This window comes from Paenibacillus pinisoli (assembly GCF_003605435.1).
GTDB classification, from domain to species: Bacteria; Bacillota; Bacilli; order Paenibacillales; family Paenibacillaceae; genus Pristimantibacillus; species Pristimantibacillus pinisoli.
This window is the reverse complement of the sequence record NZ_QXQB01000001.1, coordinates 238,228-256,227: the sequence shown is the minus strand read 5'-3', so window position 1 is coordinate 256,227 and position 18,000 is coordinate 238,228. Positions and strand designations below refer to the sequence as shown.

At 52.4% G+C, this 18,000-nt stretch carries 19 protein-coding genes; 13 read left to right on the top strand and 6 right to left on the bottom strand.

Annotated elements, in window-relative coordinates; all coding sequences use genetic code 11:
- The first annotated feature begins 124 nt into the window (after nucleotides 1–124).
- From sda to D3P09_RS01200, 4 genes are all read left to right on the top strand, one after another.
- Nucleotides 125–355, top strand: a complete 231-nt coding sequence (gene sda, locus D3P09_RS01215; RefSeq protein WP_165867274.1) for a sporulation histidine kinase inhibitor Sda — start codon at nucleotides 125–127, stop codon at nucleotides 353–355.
- A gap of 123 nt (nucleotides 356–478) precedes the next feature.
- Nucleotides 479–1,627: a DUF3900 domain-containing protein gene (locus D3P09_RS01210; RefSeq protein WP_120106465.1), complete on the top strand. Its 1,149-nt coding sequence runs from the start codon at nucleotides 479–481 to the stop codon at nucleotides 1,625–1,627.
- Between the two features lie 135 nt (nucleotides 1,628–1,762).
- Complete coding sequence (locus tag D3P09_RS01205; protein WP_120106463.1) at nucleotides 1,763–3,085, top strand: hemolysin family protein; 1,323 nt, start codon at nucleotides 1,763–1,765, stop codon at nucleotides 3,083–3,085.
- Between the two features lie 52 nt (nucleotides 3,086–3,137).
- The gene (locus D3P09_RS01200) at nucleotides 3,138–3,926 is read left to right on the top strand and encodes an undecaprenyl-diphosphate phosphatase (RefSeq protein WP_120106461.1); all 789 of its coding nucleotides are present in this window, start codon (nucleotides 3,138–3,140) and stop codon (nucleotides 3,924–3,926) included.
- Nucleotides 3,927–4,022: 96 nt separating this feature from the next.
- Here D3P09_RS01200 and D3P09_RS01195 read toward each other — a convergent pair whose 3' ends face one another.
- The 4 genes from D3P09_RS01195 to D3P09_RS01180 all read right to left on the bottom strand — a co-directional run bounded on the left by D3P09_RS01195 (nucleotide 4,023) and on the right by D3P09_RS01180 (nucleotide 6,193).
- On the bottom strand, nucleotides 4,023–4,514 hold the full coding sequence (locus D3P09_RS01195) for a methylated-DNA--[protein]-cysteine S-methyltransferase (RefSeq protein WP_120106456.1): 492 nt from the start codon (nucleotides 4,512–4,514) through the stop codon (nucleotides 4,023–4,025).
- Nucleotides 4,511–5,086 carry a bifunctional transcriptional activator/DNA repair enzyme AdaA gene (locus D3P09_RS01190; RefSeq protein WP_120106454.1) on the bottom strand — a complete coding sequence of 192 codons (576 nt, stop codon included), beginning with the start codon at nucleotides 5,084–5,086 and terminating at the stop codon, nucleotides 4,511–4,513. Before D3P09_RS01190 ends, D3P09_RS01195 begins: the two co-directional genes overlap by 4 nt.
- A gap of 166 nt (nucleotides 5,087–5,252) precedes the next feature.
- Nucleotides 5,253–5,540, bottom strand: coding sequence for a DUF3817 domain-containing protein (locus tag D3P09_RS01185; RefSeq protein WP_120106452.1), 288 nt, complete (start codon nucleotides 5,538–5,540; stop codon nucleotides 5,253–5,255).
- 35 nt (nucleotides 5,541–5,575) lie between these two features.
- Entirely contained in the window at nucleotides 5,576–6,193 is a 618-nt protein-coding gene (locus D3P09_RS01180) for a TetR/AcrR family transcriptional regulator (RefSeq protein ID WP_165867273.1), read from the bottom strand.
- 131 nt (nucleotides 6,194–6,324) lie between these two features.
- Here D3P09_RS01180 and D3P09_RS01175 point away from each other — a divergent pair, with 131 nt between their 5' ends.
- Both D3P09_RS01175 and D3P09_RS01170 read left to right on the top strand, forming a co-directional pair.
- Nucleotides 6,325–8,544 carry an MMPL family transporter gene (locus D3P09_RS01175; RefSeq protein ID WP_120106448.1) on the top strand — a complete coding sequence of 740 codons (2,220 nt, stop codon included), beginning with the start codon at nucleotides 6,325–6,327 and terminating at the stop codon, nucleotides 8,542–8,544.
- Between the two features lie 171 nt (nucleotides 8,545–8,715).
- Nucleotides 8,716–9,294 (top strand): hypothetical protein, encoded by a 579-nt coding sequence (locus D3P09_RS01170; protein WP_120106446.1) that lies wholly within the window; start codon nucleotides 8,716–8,718, stop codon nucleotides 9,292–9,294.
- Nucleotides 9,295–9,329: 35 nt separating this feature from the next.
- On the opposite strand, the gene D3P09_RS01165 is transcribed toward D3P09_RS01170, so the two are convergent.
- The gene (locus D3P09_RS01165) at nucleotides 9,330–10,742 is read right to left on the bottom strand and encodes a hypothetical protein (protein WP_120106444.1); all 1,413 of its coding nucleotides are present in this window, start codon (nucleotides 10,740–10,742) and stop codon (nucleotides 9,330–9,332) included.
- 199 nt (nucleotides 10,743–10,941) lie between these two features.
- Here D3P09_RS01165 and D3P09_RS01160 point away from each other — a divergent pair, with 199 nt between their 5' ends.
- Nucleotides 10,942–11,211 (top strand): hypothetical protein, encoded by a 270-nt coding sequence (locus D3P09_RS01160; RefSeq protein WP_207892431.1) that lies wholly within the window; start codon nucleotides 10,942–10,944, stop codon nucleotides 11,209–11,211.
- A 70-nt stretch (nucleotides 11,212–11,281) separates the two neighbouring features.
- Here D3P09_RS01160 and D3P09_RS01155 read toward each other — a convergent pair whose 3' ends face one another.
- Complete coding sequence (locus D3P09_RS01155; RefSeq protein WP_120106441.1) at nucleotides 11,282–11,902, bottom strand: DedA family protein; 621 nt, start codon at nucleotides 11,900–11,902, stop codon at nucleotides 11,282–11,284.
- Nucleotides 11,903–12,107: 205 nt separating this feature from the next.
- Here D3P09_RS01155 and D3P09_RS01150 point away from each other — a divergent pair, with 205 nt between their 5' ends.
- From D3P09_RS01150 to hisA, 6 genes are all read left to right on the top strand, one after another.
- Entirely contained in the window at nucleotides 12,108–12,368 is a 261-nt protein-coding gene (locus tag D3P09_RS01150; RefSeq protein WP_120106439.1) for a hypothetical protein, read from the top strand.
- Between the two features lie 18 nt (nucleotides 12,369–12,386).
- Nucleotides 12,387–13,805 carry an MDR family MFS transporter gene (locus D3P09_RS01145; RefSeq protein ID WP_120106437.1) on the top strand — a complete coding sequence of 473 codons (1,419 nt, stop codon included), beginning with the start codon at nucleotides 12,387–12,389 and terminating at the stop codon, nucleotides 13,803–13,805.
- Between the two features lie 26 nt (nucleotides 13,806–13,831).
- Complete coding sequence (locus D3P09_RS01140; RefSeq protein ID WP_165867272.1) at nucleotides 13,832–14,764, top strand: serine hydrolase domain-containing protein; 933 nt, start codon at nucleotides 13,832–13,834, stop codon at nucleotides 14,762–14,764.
- 260 nt (nucleotides 14,765–15,024) lie between these two features.
- Nucleotides 15,025–16,110, top strand: coding sequence for a DUF3221 domain-containing protein (locus D3P09_RS01135; RefSeq protein ID WP_165867271.1), 1,086 nt, complete (start codon nucleotides 15,025–15,027; stop codon nucleotides 16,108–16,110).
- 53 nt (nucleotides 16,111–16,163) lie between these two features.
- Nucleotides 16,164–17,024: a nucleotidyltransferase domain-containing protein gene (locus tag D3P09_RS01130; protein ID WP_120106431.1), complete on the top strand. Its 861-nt coding sequence runs from the start codon at nucleotides 16,164–16,166 to the stop codon at nucleotides 17,022–17,024.
- Between the two features lie 98 nt (nucleotides 17,025–17,122).
- Nucleotides 17,123–17,878 carry a phosphoribosylformimino-5-aminoimidazole carboxamide ribotide isomerase gene (gene hisA, locus D3P09_RS01125; protein WP_120106429.1) on the top strand — a complete coding sequence of 252 codons (756 nt, stop codon included), beginning with the start codon at nucleotides 17,123–17,125 and terminating at the stop codon, nucleotides 17,876–17,878.
- Nucleotides 17,879–18,000 lie beyond the last annotated feature (122 nt).

The window sequence follows — 18,000 nt, the reverse complement described above, 5'->3', positions numbered from 1 at the left end:
TATACTATAGCCGCATTGAGATAATAAGTATCGGTTCACCAGCAATCCGCTCCATCTACATGAAGTTGGGATTGCTGGGGGTTTCAGCGATCTTTCAGTCCTAATCTCTATAATGAAGGTAGAAATGTCGAATTATGGCGAAGATTTCAAAATCAATAGGAAGAGAGACGCGGTTATGCATGTGCGATACACCATTCATCAATCAAAGCTGCCCAACGACGAGCTGATTCAATGTTACTGCGAAGCGGTGAGATACGGCTGCGACCCTTTCTTTATCCGCATATTGGCCGATACGATTGCGGATCGCGGACTGAAGGTTCCAATGGAAGAAGAATGCGGACTTGACACGAGGTAATGCAAATATAAAGGCTGTCATGAAGAGGTGCAGCCGGATCTTGCTCATAATCGTCTATCCTCCACGCGCCGGGATGTGCTAATCTATAACAATGACACCAGCAACCGTGGAGGAATGATAGATTTGGATTTTCGCATGCATTATTTATCTTTTTTCGTCATTCATACCGATGGCGACCAATCGGCGGCATCGTCAGGCAGGCGCTTTAAGCATTATCAGACGCTGGATGGCGATGATTACGAGCAGAGCGAGCTTAAAAACTTCTTGGACGATGAATTTGTGCGGATCGTAAAACGGAAAGTGGAGCGCAATCCGAATACAGCGAACGCTCCGACAAAAATCGGCCGTTTCATGGTGGAGCCGGGCTATGAGCTGGGCAGCAACCAGAACTATAATTTATTTCAGCGACTTAGGGATGCAGATACGAAGGACCGTTTCCTCGGCATCGCCGACGAGCTGGTCCGCATCTATATGGATACAAGCGCTGTGCGGGGCGGCGCATTCATTATCGCATTGTCCACGCTTAATACGTATTTCAACGAGCCGTTCCTCTTTCTGCTGAAGTGCGATTTCGAGCCGAAAATCGCCCGCATCTCAGATGAGCGAAGCCTCATTACACAGGTGGATATGGCCATCAGCGCGCGCAGCATCAAGTCGATTCAATATCCTCATATGCATGAGGAGGGAGCGCTTGATCATTGGGAGCTGAAAATTCATCAGGCGTCCCATGCCAGATACTTCGAGGATTTCTTGAAGTATGTCTCCTATGAGAAGCCGCTTCCGGAGGTGATCGGAGAGCAGGTTGTGGAGATGGTGCATCAATTCATCGCCGACAAATGGCAGGATGAGACGAGCACGGAGCGAAGCGAAGAAGTAAATGCGGTAGAGGTATGGGCTGCCAGCGAGAAACGCGACCTGCAGGAATGGTGGTCGCAGGAGCAGGTGGAGCATGCTTCAGCGGCGCTTGTGGAGCAGAAGCCGGATCTGCCGTTCGTCTTCAAGCTTGGCGGCGTTACAGTCAAGGGATTATTGTCGGATTTCGGCGACAGCATCCACTTCGCCAAGCATAACGGCAAGTATGTCGTCGTCGTCGAAGGCGATGGATTCCAATTCGAGAAGGGCATGTCTCCGGTGGAGCTCCTGCAGCCGCGCGAGCTGACGGAGGTGCTGCCGATTATTGGAACGGGCAAGCCATCTGATGAGGATGCTCAAGATCATCATGGTGGCGGATACCAGAGCAGCGGCGGGGAGGACGATTCTCCGCCCTGGTAATGATTGGCGATGCAGAATCATAGAACGACTTGAAAGCCATGGAGTATGATGGTTTCCAATACGGGCAAGGCTGTATAAGTGGAGAAGCCGAGAAGGCTTCTTCGCGCATCTACGCCACCTGAAGGGAGCCACTCCATGGCTGTTAATCTTATTCTTTTTGCGCTGCTCCTTGTGCTTACTGCTTTTTTTGTCGCGACGGAATTTGCGATTATACGATTGAGAGCGAGCCGCGTGCAGCAAATGGTAGACGAGGGCCTCAAAAACGCCAAGGCGATTCAGCAAGTTACCACTCACCTGGACGGATATTTGTCCGCCTGCCAGCTGGGCATTACGATTACAGCGCTTGGTCTCGGCTGGCTGGGCGAGCCAACGATCGAGAAGTTGATTCATCCTTTGTTCGATTGGGCGGGCATCCAAGGGCAGTTGGCAACCGCCCTCTCCTTTGTCATCGCCTTTATGTTGGTGACCTACTTGCATGTGGTGCTGGGTGAACTTGCGCCGAAGACTGTCGCTATTATAAGATCAGAGAAGGTGAGCCAATTCACGACTCCCTATATCATTCTGTTCTATAAAGCGATGTACCCGTTCATCTGGCTGTTGAACGGCTCTGCGAACAAGCTGGTGCGGCTGCTTGGCTTCCAGCCGGCAAGCGAGCACGATGCCCATTCTGAGGAAGAGATACGCATGATTCTGTCGGACAGCTATGAGAGCGGGAAGATCAACAAAAACGAATACGGCTATGTGAACCGGATATTCGACTTTGACGAGAGGCTTGCGCGCGAAATTATGGTGCCCAGGACCGACATGGTATGTCTGTATATCGAGAACAGCAAGGAAGAGAACATCAACATTATCAAGAAGGAGCAGTATACAAGATTCCCCGTCGCCAAAGGGGACAAGGACAATATTATCGGCATTCTCAACACCAAAAATCTATTTCTGCATGACTTTAAAGACGGTGACGGCGGAGCCACGGAGCTCAAGAAGATTATCCAGCCGCCGCTGACCGTGCCGGATGCGATGCCGGTCAATCAGCTGCTGCGCATGATGCAGCTGGAGCGGGTCCACCTGGCTATCCTTCTCGACGAATATGGCGGAACGTCCGGACTGATTACGATTGAAGACATGATCGAAGAGATTGTCGGAGATATCCGAGACGAATTCGACGAGGACGAAGAACTGGAGATCGAGAGGCTGGAGCAAGAGCATTATTTGGTTAACGGAAAAGCGCTCCTCAGCGAAGTGAATGAAGCGGCGGGGCTGCAGCTTCAGAGCGACGAGGCGGATACGATCGGAGGCTGGCTTTTCATGCAGCGGCCCGATCTGCCAAAAGGCGAGAGCTGGAGCTACGGCAACGCGATCTTTGTCATCAGGGAAAGGGACGAGCATCGCATCCGGAAGATTGAAATTTATACCGATTCGGCCGAAAGTGAAATGAGCCAGTATGGACATGCATAAGCTGTAAGAGAGGCCGGACTGCCGTGGTTAATTATTGGGGAGAGTGAGCAAGATGGAAGATATTATCAAGGCGATTATTATGGGCGTTGTAGAAGGCTTGACGGAATTTCTGCCCGTATCGTCGACGGGACATTTGATTCTGACCGGGGAGCTGCTGAATTTCACTGGAGACCGTGCCAAGACGTTCGAGGTGGTCATTCAGCTCGGCGCTGTGCTGGCCGTACTTGTCCTGTACAGACAGAGGTTCGTCAAGCTGCTTAATTTCAATTTGAAGAAGGGCAGCGGATTGAACGCGATGCACGTCGCGCTGGCGATGCTGCCGGCATCCGTACTGGCAGTTCTGCTTCATAGCGTAATCAAAGATTATTTGTTTGGCCCGACCACCGTGTTGGTCGGCCTCGTATTAGGCGGCATATTGATGATTGTCGCCGACAGGTCGAAGCGGAAGATTGTTGCGGAGGAGCTTGACGACATTACGTACAAGCAGGCGTTCATCATCGGCTGCTTCCAGATATTATCGCTATGGCCGGGCTTCTCCCGTTCCGGATCGACAATCTCCGGCGGCATGCTGGCAGGTACTAGCCAGAAAGCGGCGGCCGAATTTACGTTCATCGTATCGGTGCCGATTATGGCCGGCGCAAGCGCGGTCGATCTGGTTGGAAGCCGGGAGTTTCTGACAATGGGGGACATGCCTCTGTTCCTGATCGGACTAATCTCTGCATTTGTCGTGGGTATGATCGCTGTAGTCACCTTCATCAATATGATGAAAAAGCTTCGTCTCAGCTACTTTGCATATTACCGGTTTGCACTCGCGGCATTATTTTTCTTCATCATTCTATAATCGTCCATGAACAACAATAAGCCCGGATTCCGCTGCTATCGCGTGAATTCGGGCTTATTGCCATACATAGGGGGCGATGCCGTCTGGAGCAGCCGTTTACTGCTCTGCCTGGCGCTGCGCAACGGCCTGCTCATGGCGAAGCAGCCATTCCTTGCGCCACAAGCCGCCGGCATAACCCGTCAGGGCGCCGTTCGAGCCGATAATGCGGTGGCACGGTATGACGATGCTCAGCTTGTTCCTGCCATTCGCGCTGCCGACGGCTCTTACGGCTTTCTCCCTGCCGATTGCTTGAGCGAGTCCCTGATAAGTGCCGGTCCTGGCGAACGGAACTTCCTTCAGCGCATTCCATACTTGCGACTGGAAAGCCGTGCCTTCATAGCGGTAGGGAAAAGCGAACTCCGACCGTTTGCCGTTGAAATACTCTTCCATTTGCTTGGCGCAAAGCTGCAGCGCATCCGGCGTATCGGACTGGCAGCGATAGAGGGGCTCTTCCCGGTCCGGAAAGAGAATCGACAGTACTTCAGAGCTGGAGCCGACGATCTCCAGCACTCCGATCGGGGTGTTGATATCCAGCTTATATATGGTCATGATGATGACTCCTCCTGTGCCATGTGAATTGTTTTGCGGTATTCCGAAGGCGAGCAGCCCATCGCTTGGCGGAACGCCTTGTAGAAGCTGGAAGGGCTGAGGAAGCCGACTTCATAGCAAATCTCCAGATTCGACTGTCCGGTATGCATGAGCAGATGCGCTGCGCGGTCCATCCGGATTTTCTCCAGAAATACACGAGGGGTCACGGAGGTTTCCTGCTTGAACAGCCGATCCAGGTGGTAGGCGCTGAGCCCGACATGCTGAGCAATGTCCTTTAGTTCCAGCTTCTGCTTATGATGACGTATCAGAAACTCCTTTACCTCGCGAACAACGCCGACATTCGGCGAATGCTCGTTCTCCGGGCGGCATCTCTTGCAGGCGCGGTAACCGGCCGTCTCCGCATCATCCATATGAAGATAGAACTCGACATTGACTTTCTTCGGCTTGCGAGACCGGCACGAAGGACGGCAATAGATGCCGGTTGTTTTCACCGCCGTATAGAACAAGCCGTCATAGCTGCTGTCGCATGCCATAATGCGGGCCCACATTTCGTCAAAGGATAACGGGTTCATACCTAAGCCTCCTGCATCTCCTGTCTTGTCTTATTACGATACCATCTTATCAGGCCGATAGGGAGAGGTTCGTCCGCATTCTTGCTCTTATGGTCCGTGACAGGGCAGAAAAAAGGCATCCGCACTGCTCCAGAGGGGAGTGCGGATGCCTCAATGATGCTGCGGCTTAGTCGCGAAGCAGCTTGCGGTCAACTACAAACGGGCCGAACGGCAGGATAGCGGCGATACAGGCAGCGGCAAACTTCCAGAATGACCAGCGATGCTTGAGCGTAACGTGAATAACAGCCAAAATATAAAGCACAAACAAAAGACCGTGCAAGCTTCCGACAATTGCGACCATTCCAGGAGAATCAGCCCAATACTTGAGCGGCATGGCAATGAATAGCAAAACCAGGAAGGATAACCCCTCTAATAGACCGATTACCCGTAGTCTGCCGATTGCGGTTTTTAACATGTTGTACCTCCGGTTCATCATCTCATCGGCGCGGCTCACTTGTGCGGAGTGAGCCCGTCCCATAGCAATTGTACGATCTCGGAGGAGGTTTGTTCCAAAGTTTGCAAATCGTTCACAATCTCTTTGCGGTTGCGCACCGTCATCATAGCTGTAAAGACATGTGAGAGCAGCATCGGATCCCTATGCCTGATCTCGCCCTCATCCATTGCGCGTTGGAATACGCTGGCCAGCAGCCGGTGAAGCGCTTGTTCTCCGTCGCGAATACGGTCGATTTGTTCTTCGTCAAGTCCAAGCGATGCTTCCCGCATCATGGATTCGAAGTCGATATGCGCATTGCGCATGTGCTTTCTTGCGACCTCAAGCAAACGTTCCCTCAGAGTGCCGGGTCCATTCACAATCAAGGCGGTCTGGTCATGGGCAATCTTTAGCACAAAAAGCAGGCATTCCGTGAAGAGCACAGACTTGTTGCTGAAGTAATAATAGACGCTGGCCTTCGTAACGCCGCAAGCTTGCGCTACGCTCTCGAGCGATACTTTCTCAAATCCCTGCTCCATAAACAGCTGTGAAGCTGTACGCAATATTTGTCCCATCGTTGGCGGGGTGCCGGTCGCTTTCGGACGGCCAGGTCTGCGCTTTGGCGGTGTGGGTTGCAAATGCGTATCCTCCATTCAAAAAAAATTCAAAACTATAGGTTGATTAATTAACCTTCGGGTATATATAATTAATTCATCATATGATTTTATTATAACGTTAAGTTGGATGGAACGAAACGGAGGAGTAGAGAATGTTCAACAAGCTGGCCGCTTTTTTTGCGGGAAAGTATGCAAGGTGGGTAACCATTCTGATCTGGGTGGCCTTAGCCGCTATCTTGACGGTCTCGTTGCCGCCTGTCGGAGATAAGGAGAAGAACAACGCGCCTAATCTGCAGCCGGATAGCCCGTCCGTTCTGGCAGATGAAATGATCAAGCAGTATTTCCCTAGCGGCGCGGGCGTGCCTGCGCTCATCGTGTGGCACCGCGATGGCGGGCTTACCGAAGGGGATTACGCATCGATTCAGGCGTTGACCAAGGAGCTGGCAGAGAACCCGCTTGAAGCACAGGGAGATCTGATTCCTCTGCACTTGATGCCGCTGCCGGCTGTGCAGCAATTCGCTTCGGAGGATGGTTCGACGCTGACTCAGCCTGTTGCCTTCGCTGAAGCGACCGAGACGGAGCTGCTGAAGGAAAACATGGAGAAGATTAAAGAAATGGCGGCGGCGATCGTCGGCTCCGATCCTTTCTCCGTTCCCATTGAAGGGGCCTCGGATCTAAGCGCCCGCATTAGCGGTCCGGTCGGCATCTCGATCGATGCGACTGACCTGTTCCAAAATGCCGACTTTGTCTTGATGGCCGCAACTGTACTGCTTGTTCTGGTGCTCTTGCTGCTGATCTACCGTTCGCCGGTGCTGGCCTTTATTCCGCTAATCGGTGTCGGATTCGCCTATGCTGTAACAAGCCCGCTGCTTGGCTGGATGGCGGGAGAGGGGTGGATCACGGTTGATTCGCAGGCGATTGCGATTATGACCGTGCTATTGTTCGGAGCAGGTACGGATTATTGCCTGTTCTTCATCACACGCTTTAGGCAGGAGCTGACCAAGGAGAGCAGCCGATCGGCCGCGCTGGTGCGCGCGTTCAAGGGAGCCTCCGGGGCGATTGCGATGAGCGGCTTTACCGTTGTGCTTTCCTTATTCGCGCTGATGCTTGCCAAATACGGAGCATATGATCGCTTTGCGGTGCCGTTCAGCCTTGCCATTCTGATTATGATGATTGCCAGCCTGACGCTGATCCCTGCGCTCATGTCGGTCATCGGCAGGAAGTCGTTCTATCCGTTCATCCCGCGTACAGAGGAGATGGAGAAGGAGCGGGCGGCGAAGAAAGGCAAAGCTTACGAGGCCAAAGAAAAGCGCAAAACGTTCGGCGACCGTGTCGGCAAGCTAGTCGTAAGCAAGCCATGGACCGTCACAATTGCCTGCATTGCGGTGCTTGGCATACTGGCTGCAAGCTCGACCGGCATCAAATATACGTATGATTTGCTGTCTTCCTTCCCGGAAGATATGCCGTCCCGCGAAGGTTTCACAGTCATTCAGAATAACTATGCGCCAGGCGAGCTTGCACCGGTCACTGTCGTGGTGAAGAATGGCGAAGCAGCCGATCTTGCGGGCAAGCTGGCCGCTGTGCAAGAGGTCGATCATGTCTCTGAGCCGACAGTGAGCGAGGTGGATCCCGCTTATGCCTCCTTCAGTGTCGTGCTCAGCATCAATCCGTATTCGCAAGCTGCGATGGATGCGATTCCGCATATCAGATCCGCTGCGGAACAGGCGCTTGGCGAGGCAGGTTCTGCCAATGCGCAAGAGCAAGTATGGATTGGCGGACAAACGGCCGAGCAATATGATACCAAAGTGCTGACCGACCGTGACAACCGTGTCATTATGCCGGTGGTTATCGGCCTCATTGCCGTATTGCTGCTGCTCTATCTCAGATCCATTACGGCGACGGTCTATCTCATTGGAACGGTATTGCTGTCTTATGTAGCCGCGCTAGGACTTGGCTGGCTCATTCTTCATCATTTGATGGGCTTCGATGCCATTCAGGGCGCCATACCGCTGTACGCTTTCGTCTTCCTCATTGCGCTTGGCGAGGACTACAACATCTTTATGATCTCAAGCATCTGGCAGAAACGAAAAACGATGCCGCTGCTCCAAGCAATCCGTGAGGGCGTAAGCGAGACGGGCGGAGTCATTACATCGGCCGGCTTGATATTGGCGGCAACCTTCGCTGTACTGGCGACCCTGCCGATTCAGGTGCTGGTCCAGTTCGGTTTGATCACCGCGATCGGCGTATTAATGGATACGTTTATCGTCAGACCGTTTCTTGTGCCGGCCATTACGGCTATTTTGGGCAAACGCGCTTTCTGGCCAAGTAAAGCTGCGCCTGTCGAAGAATCGAAGCAAGTTCAGTTTAAATAGGTTGCGAATATTCGCGCTAAAAAAACGGCTCGACGCGGCAATTTTGTCGTATCGGGCCGTTTTTTGTCTTGGTGCAAATAGGCTGCTGTACATTTTTTTTTGAAACTTTTCTTCTTTATCTAACGTCTCTCTAATAAACCGTGAGGAATAGAGAAAGAGGAGGGTACACGGATGAAAGCAGGAAAGCTGGTATGGATGAGCATCATTTTTGCAGTGCTGCTCGGCAGCTTTGCGATCGGCCCCCAGCAGGCGAGCGCATGCAGCTGCGCGTTTCCGGGAAGCGTGAACGAGGCGAAGCAGAACCATGATGTTGTGTTCGATGGCACGGTTAAGGGGAAGAAGGCGCCGGTTCGCTTATTCACCAAATCATCGGCGGATCCGGTCACTTGGGCGTTCGAGGTGCATGAGATCTGGAAAGGAAAAGTGTCTCCGAGCATTGAAGTCACCTCGGCACAGTCGAGCGCAAGCTGCGGATTTGAATTTCAAGAGGGCATGAGATATATGGTCTACGCTCGAAATTCGGGCGATTCGCTGGAGGTCAGCTTATGCAGCCGAACAGCGCTTTATAGCGCGGCAGGACAGGATTTGGCCGAGCTCGGCATTGGCAGTGTGCCGCCGGCGCCTGGGCCAGGCCATCCAGCTGCGGCTTCGCTCTGGTGGGTAGTATGGGTTGGGCTTGCCGCTATACTGGCTGCAGCAGCCATCATCATCACCGTTCAGAGAAAGAAGAGAAGGCCAACAAGCATGTGAGGGATAGTCCGAACCTTGCCATATAGGGCTGGAGATTAAATAAGAAACATGGCCACAATCGTGGTTACAACCAAGCCGATGACGACCGGCTTCAGATTGCGTCTGGCCAGCTCGAACGGGCTTACGCCGCAGATCGCAGCAGCGGGAATGAGCGCCCAAGGCACAAGCGTGCCGCCGCCAACCCAGATCGCCGCGACCTGCCCAAGTGCGGTAAGCGTGGCGATGCCCGATCCGATTGCGTGCCCGAAGAGCTGGGCGATGGTGCCGGCAAGCGAGATGCCGGAGAAGCCTGAGCCGTCGAGTCCGGTCACGGCGCCTACAATCGCTAATGTGACGGATCCGACAATGCCGTTGACCGGCACTTCATGGGCAAGCGCAACACCCAGATCGTTCACGATGCCGTTCGAAGCCTCCGGCAGCTTCTCGCCGAACATCGCGAAGAAGCCGGAATCGCCAAGGTAGAAGAATGCGGCGATGGGAATGACAGGGCCGAATACCCGGAAGCCGAAGAGAAATCCGTCAATGAGATAACTCGTCGCTTTCTCCAGTCCTTTGCCCCGATGCGCCATCATCGTGATGACAAGCATAATAAGGATGGAAGTGCCGCCGATTAGCGCAGTAGCGTCGCCGCCTTGCAGATTGAAAGCGAACATCGCCGCGACGTTCAGCGCATAGAGAATCGGAATGGCGACAGCCAGAATTCGCTTGGATGTCAGCGACAGCACATCTTTCCCTTCATCAATCTTCTCGGCAGCTCCGCTGCCGGTGTCATTCACCGGAACAATCAAGCCGTCATTCCATCGACCTGTGCGTATATCGCGCTTCATCAGCCAGAACGCCGCTATAGTTGTGACTGTCCCCATTACGATCACAAGCGGAATGCTGGCGCGCATCACTTCGCTCACAGGAATGCCTGCGGCAGCAGAGGTCAGATTAGGCGCGCCTTGAATGATGTAATCGCCGGATAATGCAATCCCGTGTCCGAACAGGTTCATGGCTACGGCAGCTCCAAGAGCGGGCAGCCCTACACGAATGGCAACGGGCAGCAGGACGGCGCCGATCAAGGCAACGGCAGGAGAGGGCCAGAAGAACAGAGAAGTCACCATCATAATGATTCCGATACCCCAGAAGGCGAGTGAAGGCGTTCTCATGAATTTGGTGAACGGCGCAATCATCACTTCATTAATGCCTGTTCGAATCAGAATTCGGCTCATGGCGACAATAATGGAAATGATGAGAATCGTACCGAGTAATTCCTTGATGGCATAGATAAAGCTGTTGAAAATTCCGCTGACGGAACCTTCGATCGAAGCGGTGGCTAACAGGCCGATTCCCAGAATGCCTGCTATACAGACAAGCGTGGTATCGCGGCGCATGATCATGAATCCTATAATCGCCACTACAAATCCGAGATAAACCCAGTGAACCGCAGCTAATTGGATAGCCATACGCGATCATCCTCCCAGCAGGCAACGTAGCCGGAACGCCGGCTATCGTACTGTAATGTATGCAGGGATGGACATAGGCGTTCGCCGGAGTGCGGCTTGCCATGAATTCGGTTGCGCCTTGGGGCCTGCTATGCTATCCTACTAACGATATGGACGAGATGCTTCTTGTACAGCAAGCACGGAAAGGATGACCTTAAGGATGATCACGGTGAGCATCATGGATGCAGCGATGACTTATACGAAGGAAGACGGCTATGTCGGAAAAGTGCAATTCAGCGTCGAAGGGCATGCGCATGAGTATGAGATAACCTTACATAGCAAGCGCGGTACGGATTGGGGCTACGGGCTATTTTTCTTGAACGAATCGGGGAAAGAAGAGCAGCTGGAGCAAGTGGAGGACGAGCTGGAGGAGAATGACGAGCTATTCGATCAGCTGGTGCAGGCAGCGAAGGATAAGCTGGCTCCATAAAAAAGAAAGCCCATGTCCGAGAGGTTCATCCTCGAGACATGGGCTTCTTCGTCCCGGCGCATGACCGGAATTAAGCGGAATGATCGATATCATGTTTGACCGATTTGTTCTTGTTATAGCGGTATACGACAAACCCTGCGGCGGCGGCACACAATACGATCAGAATCCATGTGCCGTAGGAGGAAATTTCGTTGGACAGATCTTGAACCTTGTCCCCGACGAAGGAGCCGAGGATGAAATAGAACAGTGTCCATACCAAAGCCGAAGGATACGCGAACAGCATAAATCGCATAAATTTCATGCGGTTCAGTCCCATGACATACGGTGTTACATGGCGCAGGAACGGAAAGCATAGACTGATGCTAAGCGCATAACCGCCGTATTTGTCGCTAAGCTCCTCCGATTTGTCTAGAAACTTGGAGATGTTCTTCTTCCGGCGAAACCAATTGGACAGCTTGGCGCCCGAGAATCGGCCGATGCTGTATCCGAATGTCATAGCGGAGCATATGCCGAGGAAGGTCATGATGTAAGCGGGTACAGGATCAAGCGCGTCGGCAGCGGACAATGCGCCGCCCGTCATGACGACAGCCTCATTCGGGATCGGCAAGCCGATCAGCCCGAGGCAAAGCACAAGAAACAGAGCAACATATCCAACCTGTTCAATGATGGACAGCAATAAGTCATAAGCCATTGTAAAGGCACTCTTCCTATTCTCCAGTAGTTTCGTGAGTAAGGGAATCTAGTGTATAAGCGTAACATAAATCACACTGATTTTATATAACTCTTACGCGTGAGACAGCTCGACGTTCCGAATTTAACCATTTCGTAACTTTTTCCTGTCGAAGCTTCGCTATAATTAGTCTAGCTTAGTGCAAGATGAAGGAGCGAAGGGGAAAATGTTGAAATTTGGACAGAAAGTGGCTGTTCTCCGCAGCTGTGAATCCATTACATATACGATATGCTTGTCGATGCTTGGCGATGAGGCTGCCGCATGCGAGGCTGCCAAGCGCGTTCTTGCCGAGCTGTTCCAGGATCCTGAATTTTGGAAGCGGGAGGAGCCGCAGCGCCAGAGCTACATTATGCGCCAATGCTTCGGCTTCTGCATGATTCCGAAAGGAGGCATGCGCCAGGAAGCGGCATCGAGCTGCGTGTCGTAACGAAAGGACTTATACCCGATGAAGGAAGAAGCAACTGAATCATCCCGTACGAAAATTACAGTCGCTCTGTTCGTAGCGACTTTTCTTGCTGCTATTGAAGGCACAATCGTCGGCACAGCTATGCCCAGTATTACTGGCGAGCTGCAAGGCGTCCAGCAGTACAGCTGGATTATCTCCATCTATCTGCTCGCAACCGTAATTACAACCCCGATCTATGGCAAATTATCAGATTTGTACGGCCGCAAAAGAATGTTCATCATCGGCGCGCTCATCTTCCTGGCAGGCTCGATGCTCTCTGGCATAGCTCAGTCCATGACCGGCCTGATCTGGTTCCGGGCGCTGCAAGGGCTTGGAGCTGGTGCGCTCACTACGATTCCATATACGATTATAGGCGATCTGTATCCTTTCGAGAAACGCGCCAAGGTCCAGGGCTGGATGTCCAGCATCTGGGGGATTGCCGGTATTTCCGGGCCGCTGCTTGGCGGTCTGCTTGTCGATTATGTATCCTGGAGAGCGATCTTCTACATGAATCTGCCTTTTGGCATAGCAGCGCTCATCCTGTTGTCTCGCTTTATGAAAGAAAAGCTGGAGAAGAAAAAACGCCATATCGATTTTCCAGGGATTATTGTGTTTAGCGTAGGCATGTTCTTTTTCCTCTATGCCATGTCGCTTGTTCGCGGCGAGGGAGGAGAGGCTCAAGGGGGCTGGGTGACGACAGTGCTGTTCATACTGTCCGCTGCGCTGCTGTCTTGGTTTCTGTGGATTGAGAAGCGGTCGCCGGAGCCGATCATTCCGCTTCAGCTATTCCGAAGCCGACTGATCTCCATGGCGAATTTGATCAGCTTTATCCTATGCGTCATTAATGTCGCCGTTATCTTTTATTTGCCGCTCTGGTTCCAGGGGGTATACGGCAAGACGGCTACTTTTTCCGGCATCCTGATGATTCCGTTATCGATTGCCTGGCCGCTTGGCTCCATCGTGGCGGGCAATATGATTGCCAAGACAGGCTTGCGAGCCATCTGCATCATCTCGGCATGCTTCCTGCTGGTCAGCAATGCAGGCTTTGCTCTGGTGGACGGCTCCTCGTCGATCTGGCTGCTGGTGTTCTATACATTCCTGTCAGGAATCAGCTTCGGCCTGACGCTGACAGCATTGACGGTTGCCGTTACATCGGCAGTTGGAAGAGAGCTGCGCGGCGCAGCTGTTGCGAGCAATAACTTCATTCGTACGCTGGGCCAGACCATCGGCATTACTGTATTTGGCCTGATGCTGCATACGGGTACAGCGAACGATATTGATCCCGCTATGCTGGAGTCTAGTCTTCATCATATCTTTGTCTGGGTTGCATGGCTTTCAGTCGCTGTCCTGCTGCTGTCCTTCGTGACGCCGAGACAGGCCCAGGAAGAACCGCTCCAGGCTGGCAATCACGCATCATGATGAGTAACAGAGAAAGGCGTAACGGCATGGCTATGTTGATGAGTGATGAAACGATTCAGCTTGCAAAGGAATGGCGGATCAAGTCCGCTATCGTCTACCGCGACGGGGAGCTGCTGGAGGATTGGCATGATGGAGGGTCCGATTCGCTTGGCCCGTTGTATTCCATTACCAAAAGCGTACTGTCCGCTTTAATCGGCATAGCGCTGGATCGGGGCGAGATCGGCAGCATCGATCAGCCGATCGGCGATTATTTGGATGTGTCAGAGCTGGACGAGCAGTTACGCCGGTCCATCACGATTAAGCACCTGCTCACCATGACTCCGGGCTTCGAATGGCCTGACTTTGACAAGCCCTATAAGGAGATGCGGGCTTCCGCCGACCCTGTGGCATATACATTGGCTAAGCCGGTTATCCATGAGCCAGGCCATGCTTACACCTACAACTCAGGAGGCTCGCATCTGCTCTCCGCCATTCTGACTGCGGCAACGGGGAAATCAGCCGTTCATTATGCCAAGGAACGGCTGTTCCAGCCGCTTGGCTTCGAGGCTGCCCGCTGGTCCGAAAAAAACGGCATCAGCGAAGGAGGCACGGGACTGTCCTTATACGGTCATGATCTCGCCAAGATCGGCATGATGTATGTGCAAGGCGGAAGATGGAACGGGGCGGAGATTGTATCGCCTTCCTGGATTGAGCAATCCACCGCCCTTCATCATCGCGGACTGCTTCATTACGAACCGCCGATCTATGGCGGATACGGCTACCACTGGTGGATTTCACCTGAACCCTTCAATGGATGCGCCGATTGTTATTTTGCCTTCGGACATGGCGGCCAGCATCTGATGAACATCCCTTCACTAGGTCTTACCATTGTCATACGGAAAAAAATAACGAAACGCAACGACGCCAAATGGGCGAGAGAGCTGATCTTCCAGCATCTTGTCCCTATGGCATTGAAGTGACATCATCTTGTTATTGCAGCGCCTGATGATTGATTTGAATCGCAATTTGTTCCAGCCTCACACACCCACCCTTTAACTGCGGCGCGCTGCTGCACCTTATGCGATGCGGTGGCTGCTTCGGATCAAACCGGACAGCTTCCGCCTCTTCCCGCACTTTATTCCCTCATGACTTACCTGTACTCCTTTGTTTTCTCTATACCCGATTGCTCATGTATAAAGTTGCTTGCCAAACCCTAAAACCGAAAGGCGGATCATGTCCGATGAAAATGAAGTTTTGGTTATGTTTGGTTTTGTTGACCGTTCTCGCGGGATGCGCATCCTCGTCTCCTGATGGGGAAGGCGTAGTCTTTCATACTGACGGCAAGAAGATTCTCGTGCTGGATTATTCGGCAGAGCCGTATCTCGGCATGTCCTGGAACGATATCATGGATCAGTATGAAGGTTCGGCGATTATGCTGAATGCTTCTTCCGCCCGCTACAAGGTCGGCGACCGCGTCCAATATTGGATTCAAGGCGGGGTCAATCATTCTTTCCCTAGTCAAGGGGGAGCACGCAAGGTGAAGAAGATCGGGCAAGCCCCATCCGCGCCGCCTGTTCCTCCATCGCCTGAGACAGCTCCAGAGCAGCCTGACGGGAAATTTCGGGCGAAGCTTGAGCTGTCTTACCGAAAGCTCGATGTTGCGGAGTTGACGGAAGGAGAGGCAGGAGCGGACTGGCAGAGCATGCAATCCATGGATTTCGGTCAGATAGCGGAGCAAGAAGCAGTCTTTCATCTTTATCACACTCCAGCGTCGGAAGATAAAGCTGTGGACGCTATAAATGGGCTGCTGCAGTGGGGAGACAAGCGATATCCTATGCTTGAGCTGCTTCCCCACTTGGAGAAAGAGACGCAAGACTCGTGTATAGGGCTGTGCAAGATAGATCAAGCTGTTCCGGGTTCAGAAGATGTCAAGCTGATAGGCGGAATTCCGCTATTAGCGACAGGGTCAGGGCTATATAAGTATCTGTTTATTCATGGAGATGATGCTACAGGGATGTATTTCTTTGATGCTTGGGGACGGCTGCAAATGGCTGATATGGATGGAGACGGCATAGACGAGATGCTGCTCATCTTTGAAGGACTGGGCAACAATGCTCCTGATCTTTTTCTCCTGCGATGGAACGAAGGGACAATGGAGATAAGCCAGTCATTTTTGGAAGGGATGTCTCTTGGCCAAGGCCATCTGGCGGAGCTGAATCAACTGGAAGACGGGTCGTATATTGTACGCGTCTATGATCTCGCGAAAGAAGATTCGGTCTATTGGGATTACCGTATGAACGATGAAGGAGCTTGGGAACGGCAATAAAATACAAAAGAAATTCTCTTATATCTTATCTATGATTGGCGGGGGTTAGCGACATGCATGGAGAGGCAATTGATCGGATCGAAGCGATAGTGCCTGTCTTGAAGGAAATGCTCACAGGACGGTATGTGATCGCGCTTGGCGGGTCCTATGCAAAAGGATATATGGATGAATTCTCCGATCTGGATTTCTACGTCTATACGGATGGGGTCAAGCCGCTTGAGGAACGCCGGTCAATCCTATCAGCTATTGCCGATGCGGATCAGCCCTGTTATATCGATGAAAATATCGACGGAACTTTATGGGGCGGTTGCGCGGATTTTTACTATAGGGGCATGAAGATTGAGACAAGCGTAAAATCGATCGAAGGATACCAAAAGGCGATTCAGGATTGCTTAAGCGGCCATATATTCGTCGAGCCAACCTTCTGGACGCTCAGCGGCTATTTTAACTATATTTGCCTGTCGGAAGTGAGCTTTGTGCAGCCGCTCTCAGACGATGAGGGAGTATTGGCGGCTTGGAAGGAGCAAGTGCGCGAATATCCAGAGAAGCTGAGGGAAGCTATTATCCGGCAGTTTTGGTGGAAGTCGACGTTTTGGCTGGACAACTTCCATTATTTGAGCGCTATTGAGCGCGGGGATTATGTCTATGCCTCGGGCATCGCCCAGCAGTCCTTCCATTCGCTGCTGCAGGTGCTGCTGGCGGTCAACGGGGTATATTTCAAAGGCGACAAGAAGATTGGGAGACAGCTGTCGGAGCTCGCTTTCTGTCCGCAGCCGCTAGTTCAGGAATTGGTTTTTGTTCTAGGCGCGCATCAGGATCGGATACAGCTCAAGCGGCAGCGTGAAATGCTGGTTGATATTACCCATCAAATCAAAGAATATATGACGGACTCATCCAATATGAATAACGGTTAACGGAACTATTTATTGCGATGATGCGGTACTCTATGTCAGAATAGAAGAGGCTGCGACTAGCAGCTGTATCTATCATATTGAAGAATAGAGGAACGACGTTGAAATTCAGACCATGCATCGACCTTCACGCGGGGAAAGTGAAGCAGATCGTAGGCGAGACGCTTAACGACGCCATCATTGAAAATTTCGTATCCACCCACGACTCCGGCTATTATGCCGACTTATTCAAGAAGGACTCACTGACGGGTGGGCATGTAATCATGCTGGGGCCAGGCAATGAAGCTGCCGCGGAGCAGGCGCTGTCCCGCTATCCGGGGGGCTTGCAGATCGGCGGCGGCATTACAGCCGACAATGCGTCTGTTTATTTGGAGAAGGGCGGATCGCATGTGATTGTGACGTCCTATATTTTCCGCGACGGGAAGCTGAACGAAGATCATCTCCGCCGTATCGTATCTGAAGTCGGCAAGGAGCGTCTGGTCATCGATTTAAGCTGCAAGGAGAAGGACGGAAAGTGGTTCGTTGTGACGAATCAATGGAAGCAATTCAGTGATTTTGAAGTGAATGAAGCCAATATTCGTGAGCTTGAGGGCTATTGCGCCGAATATTTGATTCATGCGGTGGATGTCGAGGGCAAGCAGAGCGGCATTCAGGAGTCGCTGGTCCGCGATTTGGCGGAATGGGTGCAAATTCCGACGACTTATGCGGGCGGAGCACGATCGATTGCCGATATGGAGCGGTTCCTGGAGCTGTCCGGCGGGAAGCTGGATCTGACGATCGGCAGCGCTCTTGATATCTTCGGGGGCAATCTTCCTTATGAGGAAGTTGTCGCATTCAGCAGAGCGCTTCAAGCTTGACGATTTGAAAAGAAACGATACGGCCGGCAGCAATTGTGTCGATCTAACTGACTGCATCAATAACAAGCAGCCCCTTCGGAGCCTCCAGGCACCGGAGGGGCTGCTGCGTATAGAACAAGCTC

Coding starts and splice junctions, on each gene's coding strand:
- sda (WP_165867274.1), top strand. CDS start 125: ATGTCGAATTATGGCGAAGATTTCAAAATCAATAGGAAGAGAGACGCG.
- D3P09_RS01205 (WP_120106463.1), top strand. CDS start 1,763: ATGGCTGTTAATCTTATTCTTTTTGCGCTGCTCCTTGTGCTTACTGCT.
- D3P09_RS01200 (WP_120106461.1), top strand. CDS start 3,138: ATGGAAGATATTATCAAGGCGATTATTATGGGCGTTGTAGAAGGCTTG.
- D3P09_RS01195 (WP_120106456.1), bottom strand. CDS start 4,514: ATGACCATATATAAGCTGGATATCAACACCCCGATCGGAGTGCTGGAG.
- D3P09_RS01190 (WP_120106454.1), bottom strand. CDS start 5,086: ATGAACCCGTTATCCTTTGACGAAATGTGGGCCCGCATTATGGCATGC.
- D3P09_RS01185 (WP_120106452.1), bottom strand. CDS start 5,540: ATGTTAAAAACCGCAATCGGCAGACTACGGGTAATCGGTCTATTAGAG.
- D3P09_RS01175 (WP_120106448.1), top strand. CDS start 6,325: ATGTTCAACAAGCTGGCCGCTTTTTTTGCGGGAAAGTATGCAAGGTGG.
- D3P09_RS01170 (WP_120106446.1), top strand. CDS start 8,716: ATGAAAGCAGGAAAGCTGGTATGGATGAGCATCATTTTTGCAGTGCTG.
- D3P09_RS01165 (WP_120106444.1), bottom strand. CDS start 10,742: ATGGCTATCCAATTAGCTGCGGTTCACTGGGTTTATCTCGGATTTGTA.
- D3P09_RS01160 (WP_207892431.1), top strand. CDS start 10,942: ATGATCACGGTGAGCATCATGGATGCAGCGATGACTTATACGAAGGAA.
- D3P09_RS01155 (WP_120106441.1), bottom strand. CDS start 11,902: ATGGCTTATGACTTATTGCTGTCCATCATTGAACAGGTTGGATATGTT.
- D3P09_RS01150 (WP_120106439.1), top strand. CDS start 12,108: ATGTTGAAATTTGGACAGAAAGTGGCTGTTCTCCGCAGCTGTGAATCC.
- D3P09_RS01145 (WP_120106437.1), top strand. CDS start 12,387: ATGAAGGAAGAAGCAACTGAATCATCCCGTACGAAAATTACAGTCGCT.
- D3P09_RS01140 (WP_165867272.1), top strand. CDS start 13,832: ATGGCTATGTTGATGAGTGATGAAACGATTCAGCTTGCAAAGGAATGG.
- D3P09_RS01135 (WP_165867271.1), top strand. CDS start 15,025: ATGAAAATGAAGTTTTGGTTATGTTTGGTTTTGTTGACCGTTCTCGCG.
- D3P09_RS01130 (WP_120106431.1), top strand. CDS start 16,164: ATGCATGGAGAGGCAATTGATCGGATCGAAGCGATAGTGCCTGTCTTG.